Annotated in this window: 20 protein-coding genes; 10 read left to right on the top strand and 10 right to left on the bottom strand. The window is 63.9% G+C overall.

Going from position 1 to position 23,878, the window contains the following annotated elements:
* Positions 1-128 precede the first annotated feature (128 nt).
* The gene (locus ACYG97_RS07765; RefSeq protein ID WP_023734305.1) at positions 129-845 is read left to right on the top strand and encodes a flagellar biosynthetic protein FliO; all 717 of its coding nucleotides are present in this window, start codon (positions 129-131) and stop codon (positions 843-845) included.
* Between the two features lie 174 nt (positions 846-1,019).
* On the opposite strand, the gene dksA is transcribed toward ACYG97_RS07765, so the two are convergent.
* Positions 1,020-1,436 (bottom strand): RNA polymerase-binding protein DksA, encoded by a 417-nt coding sequence (gene dksA / locus ACYG97_RS07760; RefSeq protein ID WP_023673491.1) that lies wholly within the window; start codon positions 1,434-1,436, stop codon positions 1,020-1,022.
* Between the two features lie 254 nt (positions 1,437-1,690).
* On the opposite strand from dksA, the gene ACYG97_RS07755 reads away from it, so the two are divergent.
* From ACYG97_RS07755 to ACYG97_RS07740, 4 genes are all read left to right on the top strand, one after another.
* Positions 1,691-2,194, top strand: coding sequence for a SixA phosphatase family protein (locus tag ACYG97_RS07755; protein WP_023693370.1), 504 nt, complete (start codon positions 1,691-1,693; stop codon positions 2,192-2,194).
* An 86-nt stretch (positions 2,195-2,280) separates the two neighbouring features.
* Positions 2,281-3,759 carry a YcjX family GTP-binding protein gene (locus ACYG97_RS07750; RefSeq protein WP_023734304.1) on the top strand — a complete coding sequence of 493 codons (1,479 nt, stop codon included), beginning with the start codon at positions 2,281-2,283 and terminating at the stop codon, positions 3,757-3,759.
* On the top strand, positions 3,756-4,823 hold the full coding sequence (locus tag ACYG97_RS07745) for a YcjF family protein (RefSeq protein ID WP_023734303.1): 1,068 nt from the start codon (positions 3,756-3,758) through the stop codon (positions 4,821-4,823). Before ACYG97_RS07750 ends, ACYG97_RS07745 begins: the two co-directional genes overlap by 4 nt.
* A gap of 82 nt (positions 4,824-4,905) precedes the next feature.
* Entirely contained in the window at positions 4,906-5,454 is a 549-nt protein-coding gene (locus ACYG97_RS07740) for a hypothetical protein (RefSeq protein WP_023673495.1), read from the top strand.
* 345 nt (positions 5,455-5,799) lie between these two features.
* Here ACYG97_RS07740 and ACYG97_RS07735 read toward each other — a convergent pair whose 3' ends face one another.
* From ACYG97_RS07735 to ACYG97_RS07725, 3 genes are all read right to left on the bottom strand, one after another.
* Complete coding sequence (locus ACYG97_RS07735; protein ID WP_023673496.1) at positions 5,800-6,066, bottom strand: hypothetical protein; 267 nt, start codon at positions 6,064-6,066, stop codon at positions 5,800-5,802.
* A 183-nt stretch (positions 6,067-6,249) separates the two neighbouring features.
* A complete protein-coding gene (locus ACYG97_RS07730) occupies positions 6,250-7,458 on the bottom strand; it encodes an MFS transporter (protein WP_023734302.1) in 1,209 nt (402 codons plus the stop codon).
* 59 nt (positions 7,459-7,517) lie between these two features.
* The gene (locus tag ACYG97_RS07725) at positions 7,518-8,507 is read right to left on the bottom strand and encodes an AraC family transcriptional regulator (protein ID WP_023734301.1); all 990 of its coding nucleotides are present in this window, start codon (positions 8,505-8,507) and stop codon (positions 7,518-7,520) included.
* A gap of 160 nt (positions 8,508-8,667) precedes the next feature.
* On the opposite strand from ACYG97_RS07725, the gene ACYG97_RS07720 reads away from it, so the two are divergent.
* A complete protein-coding gene (locus ACYG97_RS07720) occupies positions 8,668-10,515 on the top strand; it encodes a monovalent cation:proton antiporter-2 (CPA2) family protein (RefSeq protein ID WP_023734300.1) in 1,848 nt (615 codons plus the stop codon).
* Positions 10,515-11,063, top strand: coding sequence for a DUF924 family protein (locus tag ACYG97_RS07715; RefSeq protein WP_031204189.1), 549 nt, complete (start codon positions 10,515-10,517; stop codon positions 11,061-11,063). Before ACYG97_RS07720 ends, ACYG97_RS07715 begins: the two co-directional genes overlap by 1 nt.
* Here ACYG97_RS07715 and folK read toward each other — a convergent pair.
* The 3 genes from folK to folP are packed head-to-tail and all read right to left on the bottom strand — an operon-like array spanning position 11,060 to position 12,802.
* Positions 11,060-11,578 carry a 2-amino-4-hydroxy-6-hydroxymethyldihydropteridine diphosphokinase gene (folK, locus tag ACYG97_RS07710; protein ID WP_023734298.1) on the bottom strand — a complete coding sequence of 173 codons (519 nt, stop codon included), beginning with the start codon at positions 11,576-11,578 and terminating at the stop codon, positions 11,060-11,062. The two genes, ACYG97_RS07715 and folK, sit on opposite strands and share 4 nt — an antisense overlap.
* A complete protein-coding gene (folB, locus tag ACYG97_RS07705; protein WP_023673502.1) occupies positions 11,562-11,921 on the bottom strand; it encodes a dihydroneopterin aldolase in 360 nt (119 codons plus the stop codon). Before folB ends, folK begins: the two co-directional genes overlap by 17 nt.
* 35 nt (positions 11,922-11,956) lie before the next feature.
* Positions 11,957-12,802: a dihydropteroate synthase gene (gene folP, locus ACYG97_RS07700; protein WP_023734297.1), complete on the bottom strand. Its 846-nt coding sequence runs from the start codon at positions 12,800-12,802 to the stop codon at positions 11,957-11,959.
* Between the two features lie 148 nt (positions 12,803-12,950).
* On the opposite strand from folP, the gene ACYG97_RS07695 reads away from it, so the two are divergent.
* Together ACYG97_RS07695 and ACYG97_RS07690 are read left to right on the top strand one after the other, a co-directional pair.
* Positions 12,951-13,571, top strand: a complete 621-nt coding sequence (locus ACYG97_RS07695) for a DUF922 domain-containing Zn-dependent protease (protein ID WP_023728091.1) — start codon at positions 12,951-12,953, stop codon at positions 13,569-13,571.
* A gap of 233 nt (positions 13,572-13,804) precedes the next feature.
* Positions 13,805-15,289: an MDR family MFS transporter gene (locus ACYG97_RS07690; RefSeq protein ID WP_023734296.1), complete on the top strand. Its 1,485-nt coding sequence runs from the start codon at positions 13,805-13,807 to the stop codon at positions 15,287-15,289.
* A gap of 20 nt (positions 15,290-15,309) precedes the next feature.
* Here the strand turns inward: ACYG97_RS07690 and ACYG97_RS07685 are convergent, their stop codons facing one another.
* The 3 genes from ACYG97_RS07685 to ACYG97_RS07675 form a co-directional block, all read right to left on the bottom strand.
* On the bottom strand, positions 15,310-16,341 hold the full coding sequence (locus tag ACYG97_RS07685; RefSeq protein ID WP_023734295.1) for an NAD(P)/FAD-dependent oxidoreductase: 1,032 nt from the start codon (positions 16,339-16,341) through the stop codon (positions 15,310-15,312).
* Between the two features lie 104 nt (positions 16,342-16,445).
* On the bottom strand, positions 16,446-16,766 hold the full coding sequence (locus tag ACYG97_RS07680) for a 2Fe-2S iron-sulfur cluster-binding protein (RefSeq protein ID WP_023673507.1): 321 nt from the start codon (positions 16,764-16,766) through the stop codon (positions 16,446-16,448).
* A 157-nt stretch (positions 16,767-16,923) separates the two neighbouring features.
* Positions 16,924-17,262 (bottom strand): Hpt domain-containing protein, encoded by a 339-nt coding sequence (locus tag ACYG97_RS07675; RefSeq protein ID WP_023688665.1) that lies wholly within the window; start codon positions 17,260-17,262, stop codon positions 16,924-16,926.
* 313 nt (positions 17,263-17,575) lie between these two features.
* Here ACYG97_RS07675 and ACYG97_RS07670 point away from each other — a divergent pair, with 313 nt between their 5' ends.
* Positions 17,576-23,785: a kinesin gene (locus ACYG97_RS07670; RefSeq protein WP_352916659.1), complete on the top strand. Its 6,210-nt coding sequence runs from the start codon at positions 17,576-17,578 to the stop codon at positions 23,783-23,785.
* Positions 23,786-23,878 lie beyond the last annotated feature (93 nt).

Genomic DNA, 23,878 nt, shown 5'->3' with positions numbered 1-23,878 from the left:
GCGGCAAATGTCGGATAAAAATGACGCGTCGGTGTTTTCAAGCTGTTCACGAAGCGTGAAGGCAACTTGCGGTGGCTGGCCGCAACGGTCTAGTGTCCCTCCACTTCAAAAGCCGATTGGGGGCACCGATGCAGTGGCTGGATAATGTGGCGGGTCCCGGATATGCCGCAGCGCTGCTGTGGACGTTTGCTGCCCTTGTCCTGCTGGTCATCGTGCTCATCATCATCAGGCTGGTCCGCAACCTGACCTTCGGCACCTTCGTTGCCGGCGGCAGGAACCGCAAGACACGGCTGGCGGTCATGGACGCCACGGCGGTCGACAGCCACCGCCGGCTGGTGCTCATCCGTCGCGACGACATCGAACACCTGCTTTTGATCGGCGGCCCAACCGACGTCGTCGTCGAGCGCGATATCAGGCTTGCAGCGCCACGCCGTCCGGCATTGACCGGCGATGGCGGTGTTGGCCAGCAGCAACAGGCGCCGCGTCCGCGCGCAGCACAACCCGCTCCCACCGCGCCCGCAAGGCAGGCGCCACCGCCGCAACCGGTAAGGGCTGCTCCAGCCGCCGTTCCGCCGCGCCAGGCCGCACCGGCGCCGAAACCGGCTCAAATCTACCAGGCGAGCAATGTGACACCGCTGCCGGCCTATGGCTCCGCCGCCAATACTGCCCGGCAGGCCCCGCCACCGAAGCATGAGTCCATCGACGATACCCTGATGCGGGAGCTCGAGGTCTCGCTCGACGATTCGCACCCCAAAACGGCAAGCAAGCCGGCTGCGAAGGCACCGCAGTCTCTCGACGACGAGATGACCAAGCTGCTCGGCGAACTCGCCAGCCAGAAACGATAAAGCCCGGCGAACCGTCACATCTTGCCGCTTCCCGATCGGAACGGCGCTTAAAGCGCGTCGTCCGTTTCAGCGCGACGCGCTTTAACTTCGTGCGATTAAACCCTTCGCTAAAAACACAAATGGCCGGGAAACCCGGCCATTTCTGATGAAACAGTCCTGCCTGACGGCAGCGGCTCAATCGTCGCGATAGACCTTCTCGCGGCGTTCGTGGCGCTCCTGCGCTTCGATCGACAAGGTCGCGATCGGACGCGCGTCGAGACGCTTCAGCGCGATCGGCTCGCCGGTTTCCTCGCAATAGCCGTAAGTGCCTTCATCGATGCGCTGCAGCGCCGAATCGATCTTTGAAATGAGCTTGCGCTGGCGGTCGCGGGCCCGAAGCTCGATGGCGCGGTCGGTTTCCGAGGAAGCGCGATCGGCGAGATCGGGATGGTTGGCGTTTTCCTGCTGCAGGATTTCGAGGGTTTCGCGCGCTTCGCGCAGTATGTCGGTCTTCCAGGTGACGAGCTTCAGGCGAAAGTAGGATTTCTGCCGTTCGTTCATGAACGGCTCGTCTTCGGAGGGTACGTAATTGGCTGTAACGATATCGTTCATTCGACTCACCCAACAACCCCAAATTTGGCGCCTATATATTCGCGCAGAGAAGGCTGCACAAGCGTAATCCGCGCGCGTTTCACGCAATTGTTAATGCCGCGCGGGCGATCCTCAGCAAAGCCTTCCATAGGAAGGGCGCGGGCGAATTCGCACATGATTCGCTGCGCTTGGGCGTCGCCGCCCATTGTGCCTCAGGCCTTTCTCGTGGCTAATCCAGTTGTGTCATTGGTGGGCAGCACACCATTGGGGGTCCGGTGAGCAGACTGTATCTGTTGAGGCATGCGAAGGCTGGCTGGGCCCTGCCCGGCGTGCGCGACTTCGATCGCCCGCTCGACGCATCCGGCATTGCCGATGCCGAAATGATGGGGACGGCGATGCGTGCCCGCAACTACATCCCCGATATCACGCTCTGCTCCAACGCCAAGCGGGCGCGCCAGACGCTGGAAGGCATCGCCGGCCACACCGATACCGGCCGGGTGCTGTTCTTCGACACGCTCTACAGCGAGGATGCCGCCGGCTACCTCGCCATCATCCGCAGCAATGGCGGCCCCGGCTCGCTGCTGGTCATCGGCCACAATCCGATGACGGAAGACCTTGCCATGGCGGTCTCGGGCGACGGCGACGAGGCTGCTCGGGCCATCATGAACCATGGTTTCCCGACCTCCGGCCTTGCGGTCGTGCGCTTCGACGGCACCCTCACGGAGGCTGCGCAAGGCGCGGGCTACCTCGAAGCCTTCCTGACGCCCGTCGATCTCTGAGCCGAGCCGGCCGAGGCCGGGCGCCATTTCAAACTTGAACCGCAAAGCCTATATCGGGCGCAAGAGCACGCCTGAGAGAACAGATTTTGGCATCATCGCTGACCACTTTCACCGACGAAGCGAGAATTGCCCTGGATACGCTGTCGGGGCGTGCGAGCGGGCTTTTTTCGCCGTCGCTTCGGCTGGGCGTCACCGGCCTGTCCCGGGCCGGCAAGACGGTGTTCATCTCGGCTCTCGTCCACAATCTCATCCATGGCGGGCGCCTGCCGCTGTTCGAGGCGCAGAAGTCGGGACGGATCGCGCGCGCCTTCCTCGAGGAACAGCCGGACGATGCCGTGCCGCGTTTTCAGTACGAGGACCATATCTCCGCCCTGGTCAACGACCGCACCTGGCCGGACTCGACGCGCGCCATTTCGGAACTCAGGCTCACCATCGAATATGAGTCTGCCTCCGGTTGGAACCGGATGTTTTCCAGCGGCCGATTGTCGGTCGACATCGTCGACTACCCCGGCGAATGGCTGCTCGACCTGCCGCTGCTCGGCAAATCCTTCGCAGATTTTTCGCGCGAGGCGTTCGAGATGGCGATGCTGCCGGTGCGGGCCGACCTGTCGCAGGACTGGCGGGCGCTGTCGGCGAGGATCGAACCCAATGCCGACGCCGACGAGATGAAGGCGCGGCGCCTCGCCGAGAGTTTTGCCGCCTACCTCAAGGCCTGCAAGCTCGACGAGCGGGCGCTTTCGACCTTGCCGCCCGGCCGTTTCCTGATGCCTGGCGACCTCGAGGGATCGCCGGCGCTGACCTTCGCGCCCTTGCTGCTCAAGGGTGAGAAACGGCCGCGGTCCGGCTCGCTGCAAGCGATGATGGAGCGCCGCTACGAGGCCTACAAGACGCATGTGGTGAAACCGTTCTTCCGCGAACACATCACCCGCCTCGACCGCCAGATCGTGGTGATCGACGCCATGCAGGCGCTGAACGCCGGCCCCGGCGCGATGGCCGACCTGGAACGCGCGGTGACCGAAATCCTCTCCTGTTTCCGTCCTGGCCGAGGCAATTTCCTCACCGACCTGTTTTCACGCCGCATCGACCGCATTCTGGTTGCCGCGACTAAGGCCGACCATTTGCATCACGAAAGCCATGACCGGCTGCAGGCAATCGTGCGGCGGCTTGCCGACCGCGCCGTGGCGCGGGCAAATTTCACCGGCGCCGATGTCGACGTGGTCGCCATGGCGGCGGTGCGCGCGACGCGCGAAGGCACGGTCAAGCAAGGCCGCGAAACCCTGCCGGTGATCATCGGCACGCCGCTGAAGGGCGAGAAGATCAACGGCGAAACCTTTGATGGTAATGCCGAAACCGCCATATTTCCCGGGGACTTGCCGGAGAAAATTGACGCGGTTTTCGACGTTTCCGAAGCCGACCACCGGCAGAGCAGCGACGATCCGGCGATCCGTTTCGTGCGCTTTCGCCCGCCAAAGCTCGAACGCACCGCTGAAGGCGTCACGCTGTCGCTGCCGCATATCAGGCTCGACCGCGCCTTGCAGTTCCTGATCGGAGACCATCTGGCATGACCGCGCCCCGCAGACCGGCAGCTTTCCGCATCGAGCCGGAGGCCGAACCGAAGCAGGAAACGCGCCGCCACCATGCCGAGCCGCCGGCACGCAAGTCGCGCGCCGTCGTCCTGCCGGCCGAGATCGATGTCTTCAACGAACCCGACATTGTCGCCGCCGAACCGCCGCCGGCGACCGCGCCGCGCAGGCGCTCGCTGTTTGCCAGCCTGTTTTTCGGCGCGGTCGGCGTGCTGGTTTCGCTCGCCGTCGGCCTGTGGACCGACCAACTCATCCGCGACCTGTTCGAGCGCGCAGAGTGGCTGGGGTGGCTGGCAGCGGGAATGGCCGCAATTGCCGTGTTGGCGCTCGCGGTCGTGCTGGTGCGGGAATTCCTGGCTATTGCCCGGCTGGCCGAGGTCGAAAAACTGCAAAAGCGGGCGCTCGATGCCGTGGCGCGCGACGATCCGAAGGCTGCAAGGGCCGTCGTCGAAGAGCTTTCGGCCTTTGTCGCTGCGAAACCCGAAACCGCGGCCGGCAGGCGCTCCCTGGCCGAATTGCGCGGCGAGATCATCGACGGCGGCAATCTGGTGCGACTGGCCGAGGCCGAGATTCTCGGGCCGCTCGATGCGAGAGCCAAGGTGATGATCCTCGAAGCAGCCAAACGCGTGTCGCTGGTCACCGCCGTCAGCCCCCGCGCACTCGTAGACGTTGCCTATGTCGTGTTCGAGGCCGGGCGCCTGATCCGCCGCTTGTCCGAACTCTACGGCGGCAGGCCGGGCACGCTGGGCTTTTTCCGGCTGGCGCGCAGCGTTCTTGCCCATCTGGCGGTGACCGGCTCGATCGCCGTCGGCGACAGCTTCGTCCAGCAGATCGTCGGCCATGGCCTTGCCGCCCGGCTGTCGGCGAAACTCGGCGAAGGCGTGGTAAACGGCATGATGACGGCGCGTATTGGCATTGCTGCCATGGAGACGGCGCGGCCCCTGCCCTTCATTGCCGGCAGGCGGCCGGGTATGGGCGATTTCCTGTCGGCGCTGACCTCGTTTGCGGCCAAAAAAGAGAATGAAGCACCCGCCTCAAGCAAGTGAACGCCCTCTCGCGGTCACCAAGCATTAACCAATCTTGTTCATGGTCGTCCAACAACAGCCTCCTTGTTGCCGGGTGTCGTCTATGAAAAGCGTAATCTTGTCCTGCGTCCTGCCCCTGGTCGCGCTTGCAGCACCTCTGGGCCCGACCGGGAAAGCCTTTGCAGCCGAGCCCGACAAGCAGTTCTTCCGCACCGTTGAAGGCAAATGGGTCGGCCCGGGCGAAATCATCGCCGGCAAATACAAGGGCACGAAGTTCACCTGCAGCTTCGACGGCTCGACGCCGGACAACAAGACCGGCATGACGCTCGATGGCGACTGCCGCGTCGGTGTCTTCACCCAGAAAATGTCGGCGACCGTCGAGCGCAAGGGCCGCGACTACAAGGGCAATTTCATGGGCGGCGCCGCGGGGTCGGGCCTGGACATCATCGGCGGCAATGTGGTCGATGCCCGCAAAGTCGTCTTCACCATCAACCGCAACCAATTGCGCGGCGTCATGCAGGCCCGCATTCCCGACGACAATTCGATGACGGTGACTATCGCCGTGCGCGTCGACCAGCAACTGGTGCCGGTCATCGGTATGAGCCTCAAGCGCGTCGACGCCGTCGAAGTCGGCTCCATCGCCAAAAACTGACTCTCAAGCGGTTCCCCGAAAAAAGCGCGGAACGGGGTTGCACTGCGCGATAGCTGAGCGATTCCGCTCAGCTCGATGTCGGGAAGTGACAGGCCACCTTGCGGCCAGGTTGGCGCTCCTCAAGCACGGGCCGCTCGGGGCGGCACCTTTCTGCCGCGACCGGACATGTGGCGCGCAACCGACGAAGTCAGCGTCTCCGATGGCCCAAGCCACAGCAAGGCCGACGTGTCAGGGGTCCTGTGCGTGCCGGCGGTCCTCCGTGTCAGCGCGATGCGCTTTAAGAACACCAGCAAAAAAGGCGGCGGCTACTCGAGCCACCGCCTTTCTCAATTTCCGAACGAAGAATCAGCCCTTGATGGCGGCCGTCAGCTCGTCATAGGCCTTGCAGGCGTCGGCCGGCGTGGTGGCGCCCTGATATTTGGTCGTCACAGCCTGCACCTTGGCGGTCAGGTCGGCGGCCTTGGTCGGATCCTTGGTGATCGCTTCCTGCAGCGCGGCGGTCATTTCCTGCGCCTTCTTGGCCGCGATTTCCTGCGTGCATTCAGGCGCCTTCGAACAGGCCGATGCGGCAAGCATGGCGACACCCACGCCGACGAGCAAAAACTTCTTCATGTCAGTCATTCTCCTCACGAAGGCAGAACTTGATCGTCGCTGCCTTCCAACGGCCGAAGCCTGGCGTCCCATAGCCGCCGATTGCGGCAAAACGCAACGTGTGCGGCGCATAAACTTGTGCAGCGCTGCTGCAACGGCGCGGACGGCCTGATTGAGGCCGCCCGTGTCAGACGAAGCAAGGTTTCAGCCACGAGGCTGCAGCAGCGCCAGTGCGGCCGTCGCCGCGGCAAGGACGGCGGTTAGGGTCAAAGGCCCCGTAGCGCCATAGGTGTCCACGACATAACCGCCGACAACCGCACCGACGGTGATGGCAACCTGGAAGGAAGTGACCATCAGGCTGCCTGCTGCTTCCAGCGCATCAGGCGCCGCGCGGGACATATTGGTCGGCAGCACAACCGGCGCCATGCCGAAGGCGAAGCCCCACAGCGTAACAAAGCCGAAGGCAACGCCGGTTTGCGCGCCCCAAAGCACCAAAGCGAGTGCCGAAAACGCCATCAACGCGGCGGTAACTGCGAGGGCCATGTGGATGTTGGTGTCGGCCAGGCGGCCACCGGCAATATTGCCGATCACAGCGGCGATGCCGAACCCGAGCAGCGCCAGGGCAATCGGCCCGGTTGTGAGGAGCGTCACCTGTTCGAGGAAGGGGCGCACATAGACCGAGCCGGCAAAATGCCCGGTCATCAGCAGAACAATGGCAAGCATGCCGAGTTGGATGCCACGCCGCCGTGTCAGCCGAAAGACGTCTGCAAGGCTGTTGCTTGCCGCCGCAGGCAAGGTCGGCAGGCTGAGAAGCTGCAGCAGCATGGCAAGCGCGGCCAGCCCCGCCGTCATGGCCATCGCGCTGCGCCATCCCAGCCAGTCGCTGATCAACGCACCCATCGACGGCGCGGCGATGGTGGCGAGCGAGACGCCGAGGGTGACGATCGCCATGCCTCGACCTGTCGCATTGGCGCCGACCAGCCTCGACACGACGGCAACCGAAAGTGCCCAGAAAGCGCTGAGAGCAATCCCCAGCCCGGCCCGGCCCAGCAACAACAGCCAGAAATTGGGCGCCAGCGCCGCAAGAATATTGGAACCGACCGCCAAGGCCATGAGGCCAACCAGCACCGCCTTGCGGTTCAATCGGCCGATGAGAACATTGCTCAACATGGCCGTCACGGCGCCAACGGAAGCGGTGGCGGTGACGACCTGTCCGGCAGTTCCCTCGCTGATGCCGAGATCGCGCGCCATCGGCGTCAACAGACCTGCCGGCAAGAACTCGGCTGACACCAGGGCAAAGCTGGTGGCCGCCAATGATAGGACCGCAAACCATGTGGCCGCGCTCCACGCGGCTGGTGCATCGGCATCAAGGCCGATGGCGGCGTCTTCAAGCTGTAGTGTTGTGTCAGTCACGGAAAGATCTCCACAGTTGGAGATCTTAGATAGGCGAGTCCGTCCGGATGTTATGTACCTTAAAATCCGAAATTCATATCCATTCGTCCGGGAATTGTGCGACGCACAACGCCTGGCGAGACATTGGTGATGCGCTTGAACGCGCGGGCGAAGGACGCCTCGGAATCATAGCCCAAACGGGTAGCGACTTCGGCAACCGACAAGCCGTTTTGGCCCAGTAACTCGCGGGCAAGCTGCATTCGCAGGCGGGCGAGATAATGTGCGGCACCCTCCCCCAATACCGCGCTGAAGCGCTCGGCGAAAATCGAACGCGATTGGCCTGCCACGCCGGCGAGGCTTCCCAGCGTCCAGTTGTGGCCGGGGTCGCGGTGCATGGCCGCCAGAGCGCGGCCTATATGGGGGTCGCGGATGGCTGCGAGCCAACCGGTGGTCGAGGCGCCGTTGCAATTGACCCAGCAGCGTATGAGCCTGGCTGTCAGCAAATCCGCCATACGCGACAGGATGGTGGCGCTGCCCATCTGCGGTTGCGCGGCCTCCACCGTCATGGCCGCCAGCAAAGGGCCGACCATCGGGTCATTGCCGGCCACGTCGCAACCCTTGATGAGAGGCGGCATCAACGTGACCAACGGATTGAGCGCATAGGAGCCGAGAGACATGGAGCCGCAGAAAAGGGTGCTTGTCGCGCCCGTTCCCTGCCGTATCACTTCGCAAACGTTGCCGCCCAACTTGATCACCTGGCAGCCCTCGAGCGAGTCGCCCACCACGTCCGGCGCACTCGCCAGCCGATGGGCGATGCCTTGCGGCAGCAGCACCAGATCGCCATCGCGCAACTCCTGCCAGCCTTGCGCTTCGGTGTGAATCCAACATGGACCCTGGCCGACAAAGTGAAAACGAAGCAGTTGTTGTTGCGGAAAGTCTATGCTCCATGGGTGCCGGAGTTCGCAGCGGCCATAGTTGACGCCACTCAAGCGAAAGTCTTGCAGAACTTCGCTGAGCGCATCCATCGGGATATGTGGCAGCGGCGACGGCCGGGACGAATAATCAGGCATTTGTCAGATATAAATACCGGCCGTCCGACAGGCAAGCGCAGACTGTTGTTCCACCGGGGAATCGCTGCCGCGGCACCCTACCCATCCTGGCAGGCTTCCCGCCCTTGCCTCCCGCTCCCAGTGCATGCAAGGAGTGCTGTCGGACACAGGGACAAGAGGCATGGCAGCGGAAGCATCGGGCAGCGATCTCATTCAGGTGGTGGCGCTGCTTGCCGCAGGCGTCGTCGCCGTTCCGATCTTCAAACGCATGGGGCTGGGCTCGATCCTCGGCTATCTCGCCGCGGGCGTGGTCATCGGCCCGTTCGGTATTGGCATTTTTTCCGAATCGGAAGCCATCCTGCATGTCGCCGAACTCGGCGTGGTCATGTTCCTGTTTATCATCGGGCTGGAGATGCAGCCGTCGCGGCTATGGGGCCTGCGCCGCGAGATTTTCGGCCTCGGCGCGCTGCAGGTCGGCGTCTGCGCATTGCTGCTTACCGGTGTTGGTCTCGCCGGCGGCTTTCCGATCGCGCAATCCTTCGTTGCCGGTGCCGGCTTCGTGCTGACCTCGACGGCGATCGTCATGCAGCTTCTGGAAGAGCGTGGCGAGATGGCCAGCCCCAAGGGCCAGCGCATCGTATCCATCCTGCTGCTCGAGGATCTGGCAATCGTGCCGCTTCTGGCGCTGGTCGCCTTCCTGGCGCCGGGCGGCGCCGAGATGACCCTGCAGCAGAGGCTGGCCGAAATCGGCATCGGTCTTGGCGCCATCGTCGGGCTGGTGGTGGCCGGCCGCTATCTGCTCAATCCGTTCTTCCGCATCCTGGCCGACGCCAAGGCGCGCGAGGTGATGACGGCGGCAGCACTTCTGGTCGTGCTGGGGTCGGCGCTGGTCATGCAGCTTTCCGGCCTGTCGATGGCGATGGGCGCGTTCCTGGCCGGCGTGCTGTTGTCGGAATCGACTTTCCGCCACCAGCTGGAGGCCGACGTCGAGCCATTCCGCGGCATCCTGCTTGGCCTGTTCTTCCTCGCCGTCGGCATGTCGCTCGACCTGCATGTGGTGGCCGACAACTGGCGGCTGATCGCCGTCTATGTCGTCGCCTACATGGCGATGAATGCGCTCGGCATCTACCTCGTCGCCCGCTTGCTGAACAGCGGTCATCGTGAAGCGCTGGAACGCGCCGTGATCATGGCGCAAGGCGGCGAATTCGCCTTCGTCCTCTATTCGGCCGCGGCGGCGGTTGGCATCATCGACAGCCGGGCCAACGCAACGCTGACCGCGATCATCATCATCTCCATGGTGCTGACGCCGCTGGCCATCATTGCGCTCAAATATGTGACGCCGCGCGACGAGCAGTCGCTTGAAGGCGTCGACATCGCCGACGGCCTTACCGGCAGTGTGCTGGTCATCGGCTTCGGCCGTTTCGGCCAGATCGCCAGCCAGCCGCTTTTGTTGCGCGGCATCGACGTGTCGATCATCGACAATGATGTCGAAATGATCCAGGCGGCCGCCGATTTCGGCTTCAAGGTCTATTATGGCGACGGCACGCGGCTCGACATTCTGCGCGCCGCAGGTGCAGGCCGCGCCCGCGCCGTGCTGATCTGCGTCGACAAGCCGGACGCCGCCGTGCGCATGGCGGAACTGATCAAGGCGGAGTTCCCGCTGCTGACTGTCCTGGCGCGTGCCTTCGATCGCGGCACCGCGCTGTCGCTCATCCGCGCCGGGGTCGACTTCCAGCTGCGCGAGACCTTCGAATCGGCCCTGGTCTTCGGCGGTTCCGCGCTCGAGGTTTTGGGCGTCGAGCCGGAAGATGTCGCCGATGTCATCGAGGATGTGCGACGGCGCGACAATGCCCGACTGGAGACGCAGCTGGCCGAAGGCGTCCGCGCCGGGCAACGTTTCCTCAGGGGCAATACCGGCACGCCGATCCCGACGCCGCTGACGCAACCGCGCCGGCCCGGCCAGGCTCTGAACGAAGAGACGGCCGGCGTGCTGCACAAGCCGGAGCCCGCCGATCAGGGGGAAAGCTGATGACCGCATTGGATGAGCGCGCGCTCGCCGTCACAAAATTCTGGCGCGAGGCCGGCGAAGACGCGTGGTTCGAGAAGAACGACGCCTTCGACGCGAATTTCCGCAGCAGGTTTCTCGACCTGCACTTTGCCGCCGCGCGGCGCGAGTGCGACGCATGGTCGGAGCATGCCGAGGGTTCGCTGGCGCTGATGATCCTGCTTGACCAGTTTCCGCGCAACTGCTTTCGCGGCTCAGGCCATATGTACGCCACCGATCCGCTGGCGCGGTATTTTGCCGCCAAGGCGATCGCTGCCGGCCACGACCTTGCGCTGGAAGAAAACCTGCGCGTCTTCCTGTACCTGCCCTACGAACATTCGGAACTGCCCGCCGACCAGGACAGATCGGTCGAGCTCACCACCGCCAGGGCGCCGGAGTATGTGAAATACGCCATCGAGCATCGCGACATCATCGAGCGTTTCGGCCGCTTTCCGCACAGGAACAAGATGCTTGGCCGCGAGACGACGGCGGACGAACAGGCATTTCTCGATGGCGGCGGATTTTCCGGTTAACCCAGCCACCAGTCGCGGCCGGATGCCAGTCGCTCTATGCCTGATGTATCGACGGCGCTGAGCCGCGCGCTCACGCTCCTGCCGCCCACCGCCAGATCCGGCGCGATCTCGGCCAGGGGCGCCAGAACGAAGGCGCGCTCCAGCATCCGGGGATGCGGCACTTCCAGCCCGGTTTCGTGGATGATGCGGTCGCCGAACACCAATATGTCGATGTCGATCAGGCGCGGACCCCAGCGCTCCTCGCGCACCCGCTTCAGCTTGCGCTCGGCCTCGAGGCAGAGGTCGAGCAGCGCCCTTGGCGCCAGCGCGGTCGAGATTTCGGCAGCGGCGTTGAGGAAATCCGGCTGGTCGAGCTTGCCCCAGGGCGGCGTGCGATAGAGCGAGGAGACGGCGATGACACGCGTGTTCTCGTCGGCGTCCAGCAGGCGCAGCGCCGTGGCCATCGAGGCCGAGGGATCGCCGAGATTGCCACCAAGGCTGAGATAGACCGTGTTTTTGCTACTCTGGCCAGACAACGGTCACCTCGACGTAATCGAGCACGCCGGGCACCGGTGCGTTGGGCTTGCGCACGGTGATCTCGGCCTTCCTGATCTGCGGAAACCGTGAAGTCAGCGCCTTCGCCACTTCGAGCGCCAGCGCCTCGATCAGGAAACGGCGATGTCCAGTGACGATCTTTTCAATCACCGTGAAGGCGATGCCGTAATTGACGGTGTCCTCGATGGAATCATCCTCCAGTGGGCGGCTGGGCTCGACCGTCAACTCGGCATCGACATAAAAACGCTGGCCAAGCGCCTCTTCCTCGTCCAGCACGCCGTGCCGGGCAAAGAAGGCGCAGTTCTTCATGCGGATGACGTACATTTCTTAGTGTCCTGGCATTTCTTGGTGTCCTGGGCTCAGCGTCCTGGCTTTTCACGCGCCAGCATAGCATCGGCGACGGCCAGTGCGTCCATGTTGATTGCGACATCGTGAACGCGAAACAGATCGGCGCCCTTCAGCCTCAGGATGACACTGGTGGCTGCCGTCCCGGCGGCGCGCGCGCCGGCTTCGCGGCCGGTGACGGTGCCGATGAAGCGTTTTCTGGAGGTGCCGGCCATCAAGGGAAAACCGAGCTCCTTAAGCTCGGAAAACCGCGCCATCAGGTCGAGGTTTTCCTCAGCCGTCTCCTTGGCGAAGCCGAAGCCGGCATCGAGTACGATATGATCGTCCGCAACGCCGCTGCGCCTGGCGATTTCCAGCGAAGCCTTGAGGAACAAAAACTGGTCGGCGATGACGTCGGGCAGTTTTTGCCGCTCGCGCCCGGTATGCATGATGACCAGTCCGGCGCCGGTCTCGGCGGCGACGCGGGCGATGCCCGGTTCGCGCTGCAAGCCCCAGACATCATTGACGATATGCGCACCGGCGGCGACGGCGAGGCGCGCGGTTTCCTCGCGATAGGTGTCGACCGATACCAGGGCTTCGCCTGAAACGGCGAGTGCTGCGATCACCGGCAGGATGCGGCCCTGCTCTTCTTCAGCAGTTACGGGCGATGCGCCAGGGCGCGTGGATTCCCCGCCGATGTCGATGACGGCGGCCCCCTCTTCGACCATGCGGTGCGCCTGAGCCACAGCCTGATCAGGCGTGATGAACAGCCCGCCGTCGGAAAAACTGTCCGGCGTGACGTTGAGAATGCCGACCACAATGGCTTTCTCGCCAAGGTCAAGATGGCACTTATGCGCCAGTTGCCATCGCCTTGTCGTCATTGTCCTTCAACCATGTGTCTCATTGGCATGTGGCTCATTGGCATGTGGCTCATCGAGCGCTTGCAATCCATCAACGATGCGTGATCGGTGGAAGATCAATTCCGTTGCGCCGGCAACGGCCGTAAAGCAAGGTGAGTGAAGAGGCAACATGATGAAACGACCCCTGCTCTGCGCCCTGATGCTGGCTTTGACCGTCCTGCCGGCGAATGCTGCCAATCTGGTGAAGACTTACAGCTATTTTGCCATCGGCGGCAGCACGCTCGATGACATCGAGACGCAATTGTCGAAGCATGGACCCGAGGTGAAAAGCACCGGGATGCGGCATCCAGGCGCCACCCAGATGGCGTTCACCACCCGCATCAGCTACGCGCAAACCGCAGACACCTGCCGCATCGCCAAGGCCGCCGTTACCGTCAAGGTCAAGGTCATCCTTCCGGAGTGGCGCAGGCCGCGCAAGGCCGATCCCGATGTCAGGCTGTTCTGGGACACGCTGTCGGCCGACATCAAGCGCCATGAGGAGCGTCATGTCGAGATCGCCAAGAACCACGGCCGTCTGCTCGAAGACGCGCTGAACGCGAGCTTTGCGCAAAAGACCTGCGCCGGGGCCAAGGCGAAGGCGGCGCAGATCACCGCGGCCGAACTCGCCAGGCATGACCAGGACCAATTGCGCTTCGACCGCGTGGAAGGCGTGAATTTCGAAAGCCGCATCCTGCGGCTGCTGCGCTACCGCATGCAGCGCGTCGAGAACGGCCAGCTTCCGCCCGGCTGAAACACGGACTGATACCAAGCCAATTCTGCCGAAACATGAGGCCAGCCCCAGAATATTTTCGGGCATAGGTCGAAATCGGCCTATACGGGACGACATATGTCAGGCTCGCAAGATATGTCAGGCTGGCAAGGCGCGAGCTTCGAAACACCAGATCAAGACCAATTGAGGCGGCGTGTAGCGGAGCGGCCATTTGGCGCCGCGCAATCGCTCTCGAACGTTATGGATGAACTGATATGGACCAGGCTGTCGACAAGCCGGACGGGGTGGCGCCCGCCGCGCCGCTGACGGAAAGCGAGAAGAACGTCATCATCGCCGGCATCCTTTTGTCGATGCTGCTGGCGGCGCTCGACCAGACAATCGTCGCGCCGGCCATGCCGACCATCGGCCGTTCGCTCGGCCATGCCGACTACCTGCCGTGGATCGTGACCGGCTATCTCCTGACGGCGACGGCCATGGCGCCGCTCTACGGCAAGATTTCCGACGTCTATGGCCGCCGGCCGACCGTCTATGCGGCGATCCTGATCTTCCTTCTGGGATCGCTGGTCAGCGCCATGGCCCCCAACATGTTCGTGTTGGTTGTCGGCCGGGCGATCCAGGGTGCGGGCGGCGGCGGCCTGTTCGCCCTGGCGCAGATCGTCATCGGCGACCTGGTGCCGCCGCGCGAACGCGCGCGTTATGCCGCCTGGATTTCGGGCACCTGGGCGGTCGCCAGCATCGCCGGGCCTTTGCTCGGCGGCGGATTTGCCGAACATCTGCATTGGTCGCTGATCTTCTGGATCAATATCCCGCTCGGCATCTTGGCCATGGCCATCATCAACAAGCCGCTGCGCAAACTGCCGGTCGCCGCAAAGCGGCATCGCATCGACGCGCTGGGCGCGCTGCTTCTGGTGGTGGCGACGGCATTGCTGCTTTTGGCCCTCAACTGGGGCGGCAGCGCCTATCCATGGGCCTCGCGCGAGATCGTCGGCCTGCTGGCCTGTTCGGCGGTCTTCTGGGGTGCGTTCGCGCTCAGGCTGATGCGTGCGGCCGAGCCGCTGATTTCGCTTGAAGTGCTGAGCAATCCGATCGTGCTTGCCGGCACGGCGTCGATGTTCCTGCTGCAGGCCGCCAATATCGGCCTGTCGGTGTACCTGCCGGTCTATCTGCAGTCGATCATCGGCCTGTCGGTCAGCCAGTCGGGCCTTGCCATGCTCGGCCTGCTGCTCGGAACGGTCGCCGGCGCGACGTTCAGCGGCCGCACGATACCGCGCTTCTTCCACTACAAGCGTATCGCCATGGTCGGCGTTCTCTTCGCCATTATCTGTCTTGGCGTGCTCAGCCTGGTCGCCGGCCGCGCCTCGCTGCTGGTGGTCGAGCTCTTGACCATCTGCATCGGCCTTGGAAGCGGCACCACCTTCCCGGTCGCCACCGTATCGGTGCAGAACGCCGTCGATCGCGCGCATCTCGGCGTTGCCACCGGCGTGCTGACCTTCCTGCGTTCGCTGGGCAGCGCGCTCGGCGTCGCCATGCTTGGCGCCGTCGCGCTCGGCTATGGCCTGCCGCTTGCCGGCGAAGGCGCGCCGGCTGCCGGACAGATCGTCTCGGCGACGCCCTTCATGATGATCTTCCTTGCCGCGGCCGTCACGCTCGTGCTGGCGCTGATGACGCTGGCGCTGATGCCGGAGAAGTCACTGCGCGGCCGCGACGAGGCCGAGGCGCCGGTCGTTCTGGTGGAGTGATCCGGAAAGCGCTGTAGGACCTACTCCACGACGCCGAGCTTCTTCTGCAGGCTGGTCGACGACGTCGTGTACTGGAAGACGATGCGCTCACCGGGGCTGATGATGCGCTTGGCGGCCTGCGCCATCAGCGCCACCTCGTGAAAACCCGACAGGATCAGCTTCAGCTTGCCTGGGTACCAGTTGATGTCGCCGACGGCAAAGATGCCTGGCACCGAAGTCTGGAATTTCTCGGTATCGACCGGGATGAGGTTCTCATGAAGGTTGAGCCCCCATTCGGCGATCGGGCCGAGCTTCATGGTCAGGCCGAAGAACGGCAGCATGCGCGTGCACGGCACCTCGATGTCGCCGTCAGGCCCGCCCTTGATGATAGCAGAGGCCAGCTCGCCGTCGGCGCCGGTCAGGCCGCTCACCTGGCCGACCCGGAACTCCAGCTGCTTCATCTCCTGCATGGCATACATCTTGTTGACGCTGTCGGGCGCCGCCCTGAATTCCGCGCGCCGGTGGACCAGTGTCACGCTTTTTGCCACCGGCTGCAGGTTCAGCGTCCAGTCGAGTGCGGAATCGCCGCCGCCGACGATGACGAGGTCGTGGCCGCGGAATTCCTCCATACGGCGCACCGAATAGAAGACGCTCCTGCCCTCATAGGCCTCGATGCCGGGAATGGGCGGCCGTTTGGGCTGGAACGAGCCGCCACCGGCGGCGATCACCACCACCTTGGCTTCGAACACCTCGTTCTCGTCGGTGGTGACCCGAAATGAGCCGTCGTCAAGCTTTTCCAGGCTGGAGACCATGCGGTTGAAGGTAAAATCCGGCTTGAACGGGTGAATCTGCTCGAGCAGTCTGTCGACCAGGCCTTGCGCCGAGATCGATGGCCAGCCTGGAATGTCGTAGATCGGCTTTTCCGGATAGAGTTCGGCGCATTGGCCACCCGGTCGGTCGAGGATGTCGATCAGATGGCACTTCATGTCGAAGAGGCCAAGTTCGAACACGGCGAACAGGCCGACCGGACCCGCCCCGACGATGAGTGCGTCCGTCTTGATTACATCGGTCATGCCAGGCGAGCCTCATTGTCAGACTGGGGCGAAACTGGCGCGAGACTGCATGAGCATTGGCCCGCTGCCAAGCGGCGGCGGGAAAAATCAGATGGTACGGGAGATCAACCCTGGCGAGCCGGCACGCGCACGACCAGGCCGTCAAGCGCGTCGCGCACCTTGATTTGGCAGGACAGCCGCGAGTTCGGCTGGACGTCATAGGCGAAGTCCAGCATGTCCTCTTCCATCGCCTCCGGCTCGCCGACCTCGGCCGTCCAGGCTTCGTCGACATAGACATGGCAGGTCGCGCAGGCGCAGGCGCCGCCGCATTCTGCCTCGATGCCCGGCACCGCGCTACGGATCGCATTCTCCATGACGGTCGAGCCGTTTTCGGCCTCGACATCGAAAGGAGTGCCGTCATGGGCAATGAAGGTCAGCTTGGTCATTTATCACCTGAAGGGAGTCCCAGCCGAGATAATCACTCCACCGGACAAGTCAACTGCGGCGCGAAAGCGCCGCTTTGTGACGTTTTTTCGGAAAGCTGGCCAAAGCACGCCCTGGCCCCGTCGATTCATCCCGGTGGCCGCTGCCGAGCGGCAGCCATTACCGGCTGATGGCGGCGATGAAATCGCGCACTTCCTCGATCAGGGTGCCGAGGCGCTTGAGGATGCGCGCATCTTCCGGCTGCTGTTCGATCGAGGTGGCGCAGTCGGCGATGGCAAAGGCGCCGACCCCGCGCGCCGAACCTTTCAGCCCATGCGCCAGAAGCAGTCGCTCCCTGACATCGGCATCGACTATTCTGTCGCGGACGGAAAGCGCCTGCTGTACGAACAGCGCCAATACCTCCTGTTCGAGGGCGCGATCGCCCATTGTCTGACGGGCCAGATGGGCCAGATCCACTGGGCGCGAACGGGCCGGTCCCGACGCATCGCCGCCCGGCATTGAGAAGGCAATGCCGCTTTCACCGCGTACCAATTTGAAACTCCTTGTGCCGATCGCCGAAAAAACTAGGCGATTTCCGTCGCCAACGCGTTAATGAATGGGCTGGAAAATTGTTGCCGTTGAGGCGGTTAGATCACGTTGTCGTTAACCTTATATTTAAAGTTTTACGTATCTCGCGGAATGCATGTTTTCTTTACCCCTGTGTGTCATTACGATACGAAGGTCCATTTTCAGCCTCCTGCGTGGGATAAGACGAGCCAGAATCAGGCAAAAATAAGAAGTCCCTCGGCAGCTAGTACAGGGTAGCGAAGGCATGGCGAAGAAACCAACGACGACCAGAACTCTCGACAGCGACGTAGCCAGGGAACTCGAAAAGGCACTAGACCTCGATCTCAGCGGAGACGGCAGCGGCGATCTCGATATCGCGGCGTCGATGGAAGATCTGGAAGCGCAGATATCGCAGGCCGCGGACGAACTGGCGCGCGAAGGCCGCCCCCAGAAGCCCGCCCCCGCTCAAAACGCGCCCGTCCAACAAAACCAGAGTGCGAAGCCGGCAGCCAAGCCCGCCGAGCTGCGCCCGGTCGAATCGCGCAACAGCGCGCAGCCAGCCGGCTTCAAGCCGGCAAACGATGACCGCCAGAAAGATTACAAGACGCTGCTGCACAGCCTCAACCGGCGCGCGTCTAGCACGATCTATTGGGTCGTGGCGTTCGTGTCGCTGGCCTGGATCGCCGGCGCCGGCGGCCTCGCCAATCTGCTGTTTGGCCCCAGCATCTGGAAAATTCGTACGTTCGATCAAATCCTGGCCCGCCCTGAACTGATCGGCCTGGCGATCGCGGCAATCATACCGGTCGTCCTGTTTTGGGCCTTCGCGGCGATGATCCGCCGCGCGCAGGAAATGCGCATTGCCGCGCAATCGATGACGGAGGTGGCTTTCCGCTTGGCGGAGCCGGAAAACCTCGCCCAAGACCGCGTGATGATGATCGGCCAGGCCGTTCGCCGTGAAGTGGCGGCGATGGGCGAAGGCATCGAGCGCACGCTGGCGCGCGCCGTCGAGCTCGAAACTCTGGTCCACAGCGAGGTCAACCAGATCGAACGCTCCTATTCGGAGAATGAATCGCGCATCCGGTCGCTGGTCGACGGGCTGGGCAGCGAGCGCGAAGCCGTCGTCACTCATGCCGAGCGCGTGCGCGCCTCGATCACCGGCGCGCATGAAACGCTGAAGGACGAGATCGGCGCCGCCTCCGACATTATTCGCGACTCTATCCTCAACGCGTCGACCAAGCTGTCGATGACGATCACGAATTCCGGCGACACACTGATCGACCGCATCAATGAAAGCTCGATGTCGATCTTCGATTCCGTCGAAACCCGGCTGGATTCAATCACCGACAGGCTGTCGACGTCGGGCGAAGCCTTTGCTTCGCTGCTCGACACCCGCATCGCCAAGCTGACGGACACCACAGACGGCCTGACCCGGTCGCTGACCGACCTGCTCGACGACCGCACCACCGGTATGGTGTCGCTGCTCGGCGGCGCCGCCCGCACCCTGAGCTCGGAATTCGAGTCCAGCCTGAACGGCATCGAGCGGACGCTGGCCGAGCGCGGCCAGGCGCTGATCAGCGAATTTCAGACCCGCGCCGAAGCACTCGATACCGGCACGCAGAAGCTCAACGCCGCGCTCGAGGCGCGCGCCCGCCAGATCAACGAAACGCTGGTCGAGCGCGCCCGCGAGATCGCCCACACCTTTGCCGAGAGCAAGGATCATTTGTCGGCCATGATCGATCAGGGCAAGACCCAGATCGGCGCCGACATGGCCGACATCGTCTCGTCGACCTCGTCGATGCTCGAAGCCCGCGCCAGCGATTTCGCCGGCCGGATGGAAGCCGCCCGCCATGTCGTGTCGCGCTCATTCGACACCGACATCCAGCGTCTTGCCGATGCCCGTGTCGGCATCGAGGACGCCGTCGAAAACCACAGCCGCAAGCTGTCCGAAAGCCGCGAACGCATGGCGGCTGCCATGCAGGCGGACCTGGCGAAGTTCGCCGAGGGCCGCGCCGGCATCGATGCGGCCGTAACGAACCAGGTGCAGAAGCTGGCCGAAGGCCGCAACCTGATCTCGCGCGCCCTGGAAGAGGATCTGCGCAAGGTCAACGAGTCGCGCGCCGCCATCGACGCGTCGCTGGGCAGCCATCTCGAGCGGCTTGAAGAAGGCCGCAACCGGCTCAACCAGGCTTTGCATGAAGACTCCGGAAAACTTGTGCAAGCCCGTACGATCATTGACGAAATGGTCGCCGGGCATGTCGGTAAGCTGGCCGAAGGCCGCAACATTCTGTCGCGCGCCCTGGAAGCCGATCTCGGCAAGCTCGCCGACAGCCGCGCCTCGATTGACGGGCTGGTCGCCGGCCAGGTTGAAAAGATCGCCGAAGGCCGCGCCATCCTGACCAAGGCGCTCGAAAACGACATTATCGGCATCAAGGGCGTGATCGAGAGCCACTCTGCGAAACTGGCCGAGGATCGCACCGAACTCAGCAAGGCGCTGGAGAACGACCTGTCCGGCATCAGAGGCCTGCTCTCCGACCATTCGAGCCGGCTTGCCGACGATCGTGGCCTGTTGTCACAGACGCTCGAGGCCGACCTCGCCAAGCTCGCCGAGAGCCGGTCGAGCATCGACGGGCTGGTCGCCGGCCAGGTCGAGAAGCTGGCCGAGGGCCGCGATATCCTCAAGCGCGCGCTCGAAGCCGACCTCAACACCATCAAGGGCGCCATCGCGGGTCATTCCGACAAGGTGGCGGAAGAGCGCGGTCAGCTTTCCAGGGCACTGGAGGCCGATCTGCAGAATGTGAACAGCCTGATCGCCGACCACTCGAACCGGCTTGTTCAGGATCGTTCGACGCTATCCCAGGCGCTTAAGGATGACCTTCAGAATGTGAACAGCCTGATCACCGACCACTCGAGCCGGCTTGTCCAGGATCGTTCGACGCTATCCCAGGCGCTTCAGGACGATTTGCACAATGTCAGCGGCATCATGGCCGATCATCAAAACAGGCTCGTCCAGGACCGTTCGGCGCTCTCAAAGGCACTGGAAGACGACATCGCCAAGCTGGCGGAGAGCCGCTCCAACATCGATGGGCTGGTCGCCGGACAGGTCGAGAAGCTCGCCGAGGGCCGAGACATCCTCACACGGGCGCTCGAAGCCGATCTCAATGCGATCAGGAGCGCCATTGCCGACCAGTCGCAGAAGCTGAGCGAAAACCGTGGCGAGTTCGCACGGGTGCTGGAAGCGGATTTGGAAAATGTCAACAGCCTGATCGAGGGTCACAGCGACAAGCTCGTCCGGGATCGCGCGACGCTGTCGAAGGCTCTCGAGGACGACCTCGCCAAGCTGGCCGAGAGCCGGTCGAGCATCGACGGACTGGTCGCAGGCCAGGTCGAGAAGCTGGCCGAGGGCCGAGACATCCTGAAACGTGCGCTGGAAGCCGACCTGCAGAAGCTGTCGGCAAGCCGCGGTGAGGTTGACGACATCATCGCCGGCCATGTCGGCAAGCTGGCCGAAGGCCGCAACATGTTGACCCAGGCGCTGGAAGACGATCTGGCAAAGCTCGCCGACATACGCAAGGACGTCGACCGCTCTCTGTCGGGCCATATCGACCAGATTGCCGGCAGAAGCACCGATATCTCGGCGGCAATCGCTGCCGATGTCGAGAAAATCGAGCAGGCCTTCAGCAAGCAGACCGGCATCATCGAAGAGCGCGCCGGAACCATGGAGCGCGCGTTGTCGGTGGGTGTCGACAATGTCCGCAGCGTGCTTGAAAAGAGCGCCGTCTTCGTTGCCGGCGCGCTCCGTGAGAAGGTGATGGAAGTCACCAGCGCGCTGCACGAACAGGCCGGTGCTGCCTTCAGCGACGCCGACCGCAAGATCGCCGAGCGTGCCGAGCAGACCTCGGCCGCCCTTTTGGCCCGGGCCGAGGACATCGCCCGGACCTTCGAGGACGCGGATCGCCGTCTGCACGCCCGTGCCGAGGACACATCGAGCGCCCTGATTGCGCGCGCAGAGGATACGACGAACGCCTTGCTTGCCCGCGCCGAGGACACAACGAGCGTGCTGCTTGCCCGGCATGACGAGACGTCGAACTCGCTGCTCGCCCGCGCCGAAGAAACGGCCGGACGGCTGGCTGCCCGCGCCGGCGAGATCGCCGGCACGTTCGACGCCGCCGACCAGAAGCTGGTCGCCCGCGCGGTCGAGACGGCGCAGTCGTTGGCCGACCGCGCCGGCGACATCCTGCGTAACTTCGAGGGCGCCGACCAGCGGCTGAGCATGCGCATCGGCGAATCCGCCGAAGCGCTGGCCGCCCGCGCCTCGGACCTTGGCCGCATCTTCGACGCCGCCGACCAGCAGCTGATCTCGCGCATTGCCGAGGGTTCGGACGCGCTGTCGGCACGCGCCACCGAGATCAGCCGCATCTTCGACGAGGCCGATCACCGCCTGGTGTCGCGCATCGCCGACTCCACGTCGACGATCGGCGAGCATGCCAACAACATCGTCGGTGCCTTCGCCAGCACCGAGCAGCGTGTTGCCGAACGCGCACGCCAGACCGGCCAGGAACTTGCCGTCCACGCCCGCGAGATGGAGCAGGCTCTTGCCGGCGCCGACGAGCGGCTGGCCGCGAGCGTTGCGTCCGCAGCTTCGCGCGTCGAGGAACAGGTCGCCAGCGTCGAGAACCGCCTTCTTTATACGACGGAGACGATGGGCCAGAAGCTCAACGAGCAGGTTTCCAGCGCAGAAGCTCAGCTGATCTCGCGCGCCAACACGATTGCGGAGACTTTTACCGCGGTCGGCCAGCACATCGGCCAAAGCACCAACGACGCTGCCAAGACAATCGGCACCAATACCCGCGAGCTCAACACGATGCTGGCGGCGCGTTCGGCCGAGATGGCGAAGATCCTGGACGAAACCGCGCGGCCGCTGGTCGAGCGCTTCGCCCAGGGCGGCTCGGAACTGCAAAAGAGCATGGAAGAGGTCACCGAACGCGCGACCGAGAAGCTGCGCAGCGAAAATGCCGCCCTCGTCAACGCGCTCGCCAGCCGCACCGCCGAAACGCTGTCGGCCGTCGAAGGCGCGCGCTCGTCGCTCGCCGATAGCGTCGCCGACCTCATCGGCCGCATGAGCGTCTCCAGCTCGCAGCTTGGTGAGCTGATCGAACAGGCGGCGATCAACCTCGGCCAGGTTGACGAACGTCTGAGCGGCAGCACGCAAAGCTTCGCGGCAACCACCGAAAAGGCCGCGCAGACCTTCGCCAGCTCGGCACGCCTGGTCGATTCGAACACGACGCGGCTTACCGAATTGTCGTCGTCGACCCTGCGCGAAGTGGCCTCGATCGCCACCAAGTTCGACGAGCACAGCCGCTTGCTGTCCTCGGCTTCGGATCTGTTGAGCTCGGCGCAGAGCAATCTGGAGCACACGCTTGAGCGGCAATCGTCGCTCGAAGATCTCGCCGTCGGCCTAGTCAAGAAGTCGGAAGACCTCGAGAAGGTGATGCGTTCGTTCGAAAACCTTGTCGGCCAGACGATGCAGAATGCCGAAGGCAAGACGCTGGCATCAGCCGACAAGATCCGCATCGCCATAACGGAAGTGGTCGATTCGGCAACCAGCCGGTTCGCCGATGCGACCGAGGAGATGCGGCGCACCGCAAGCTCGATCAAGAGCGAGCTCGACCTCACCCGCGCCGAGCTCAAGAAGGGCGTCATCGAGATGCCGGAAGAGGCCAAGGAATCGACCTCGGCGATCCGCCGTGCCGTTGCCGAGCAGATCAACGCGCTCAAGGAACTTTCGGATATCGTTGCGAAATCGGGACGCGGCGGCGACAATGCCGAACCGCGCGCCCTGCGCCCGGCGCCGCAGGCGCCAGTGCAGCGCCCGGCCGAGCCGGTACGCCGCCCGCCGCCGGCGCCACAGCCGGAGCGCCCTGCTCCGCAGGCGCCGCTCGGCGGCCTGCGTGGCACGCTCGATATCGAACGCCCTGCCGAAGCACCGCGCCAGCGCGACGCCAACGCCCGCACGCCGCAAGGCGGCTGGGTGCGCGATCTCCTGACCGGGGCATCGCGCGAGGAGGAAGTCGCCAGGCCGGCAGCGCCCGCGGAAGCACCGCGCGCAACTCCCGTCCAGCGCTCGCCGCTGCATGTCATGGAGTCGCTCAACTCGCTCTCGGTCGATATTGCCCGGGCGATCGACCACGACGCCTCGATCGAGCTGTGGAACCGCTACCGGCGCGGCGAGCGTGACGTGTTCACGCGCCGCCTCTACACGCTCAAGGGCCAGCAGACCTTTGACGAAATCCGCCGCAAATATCAGGCCGAGGCGGAGTTCCGCGCCGCCGTCGACCGCTACTGCGACGATTTCGAGAAGCTGCTCAAGGACGTCTCGCGCAACGACCGCGACAACATCATGGCGCAGACCTACCTGACGTCGGACACCGGCAAGGTCTACACCATGCTGGCCCATGCGAGCGGCCGTTTGCACTGATTGAGGCGACACCACAGACACAGAAAAGGCGGGAAGTTCCCGCCTTTTTCTTTGTGCAAAATCGTCGGTCTGCGCTGCCCCTCATCCGCCTGC

The sequence above is a fragment of the Mesorhizobium sp. W067 genome (assembly GCF_054719525.1).
This window is presented reverse-complemented; position numbering and strand designations above follow the sequence as displayed.

Bases quoted from the DNA above. Each gene is read 5' to 3' on its own strand.
- ACYG97_RS07765 (WP_023734305.1), top strand. From the start codon at position 129: ATGCAGTGGCTGGATAATGTGGCGGGTCCCGGATATGCCGCAGCGCTG.
- dksA (WP_023673491.1), bottom strand. From the start codon at position 1,436: ATGAACGATATCGTTACAGCCAATTACGTACCCTCCGAAGACGAGCCG.
- ACYG97_RS07745 (WP_023734303.1), top strand. From the start codon at position 3,756: ATGACCGCGCCCCGCAGACCGGCAGCTTTCCGCATCGAGCCGGAGGCC.
- ACYG97_RS07740 (WP_023673495.1), top strand. From the start codon at position 4,906: ATGAAAAGCGTAATCTTGTCCTGCGTCCTGCCCCTGGTCGCGCTTGCA.
- ACYG97_RS07735 (WP_023673496.1), bottom strand. From the start codon at position 6,066: ATGAAGAAGTTTTTGCTCGTCGGCGTGGGTGTCGCCATGCTTGCCGCA.
- ACYG97_RS07725 (WP_023734301.1), bottom strand. From the start codon at position 8,507: ATGCCTGATTATTCGTCCCGGCCGTCGCCGCTGCCACATATCCCGATG.
- ACYG97_RS07720 (WP_023734300.1), top strand. From the start codon at position 8,668: ATGGCAGCGGAAGCATCGGGCAGCGATCTCATTCAGGTGGTGGCGCTG.
- ACYG97_RS07715 (WP_031204189.1), top strand. From the start codon at position 10,515: ATGACCGCATTGGATGAGCGCGCGCTCGCCGTCACAAAATTCTGGCGC.
- folB (WP_023673502.1), bottom strand. From the start codon at position 11,921: ATGTACGTCATCCGCATGAAGAACTGCGCCTTCTTTGCCCGGCACGGC.
- folP (WP_023734297.1), bottom strand. From the start codon at position 12,802: ATGACGACAAGGCGATGGCAACTGGCGCATAAGTGCCATCTTGACCTT.
- ACYG97_RS07695 (WP_023728091.1), top strand. From the start codon at position 12,951: ATGATGAAACGACCCCTGCTCTGCGCCCTGATGCTGGCTTTGACCGTC.
- ACYG97_RS07690 (WP_023734296.1), top strand. From the start codon at position 13,805: ATGGACCAGGCTGTCGACAAGCCGGACGGGGTGGCGCCCGCCGCGCCG.
- ACYG97_RS07685 (WP_023734295.1), bottom strand. From the start codon at position 16,341: ATGACCGATGTAATCAAGACGGACGCACTCATCGTCGGGGCGGGTCCG.
- ACYG97_RS07680 (WP_023673507.1), bottom strand. From the start codon at position 16,766: ATGACCAAGCTGACCTTCATTGCCCATGACGGCACTCCTTTCGATGTC.
- ACYG97_RS07675 (WP_023688665.1), bottom strand. From the start codon at position 17,262: ATGCCGGGCGGCGATGCGTCGGGACCGGCCCGTTCGCGCCCAGTGGAT.
- ACYG97_RS07670 (WP_352916659.1), top strand. From the start codon at position 17,576: ATGGCGAAGAAACCAACGACGACCAGAACTCTCGACAGCGACGTAGCC.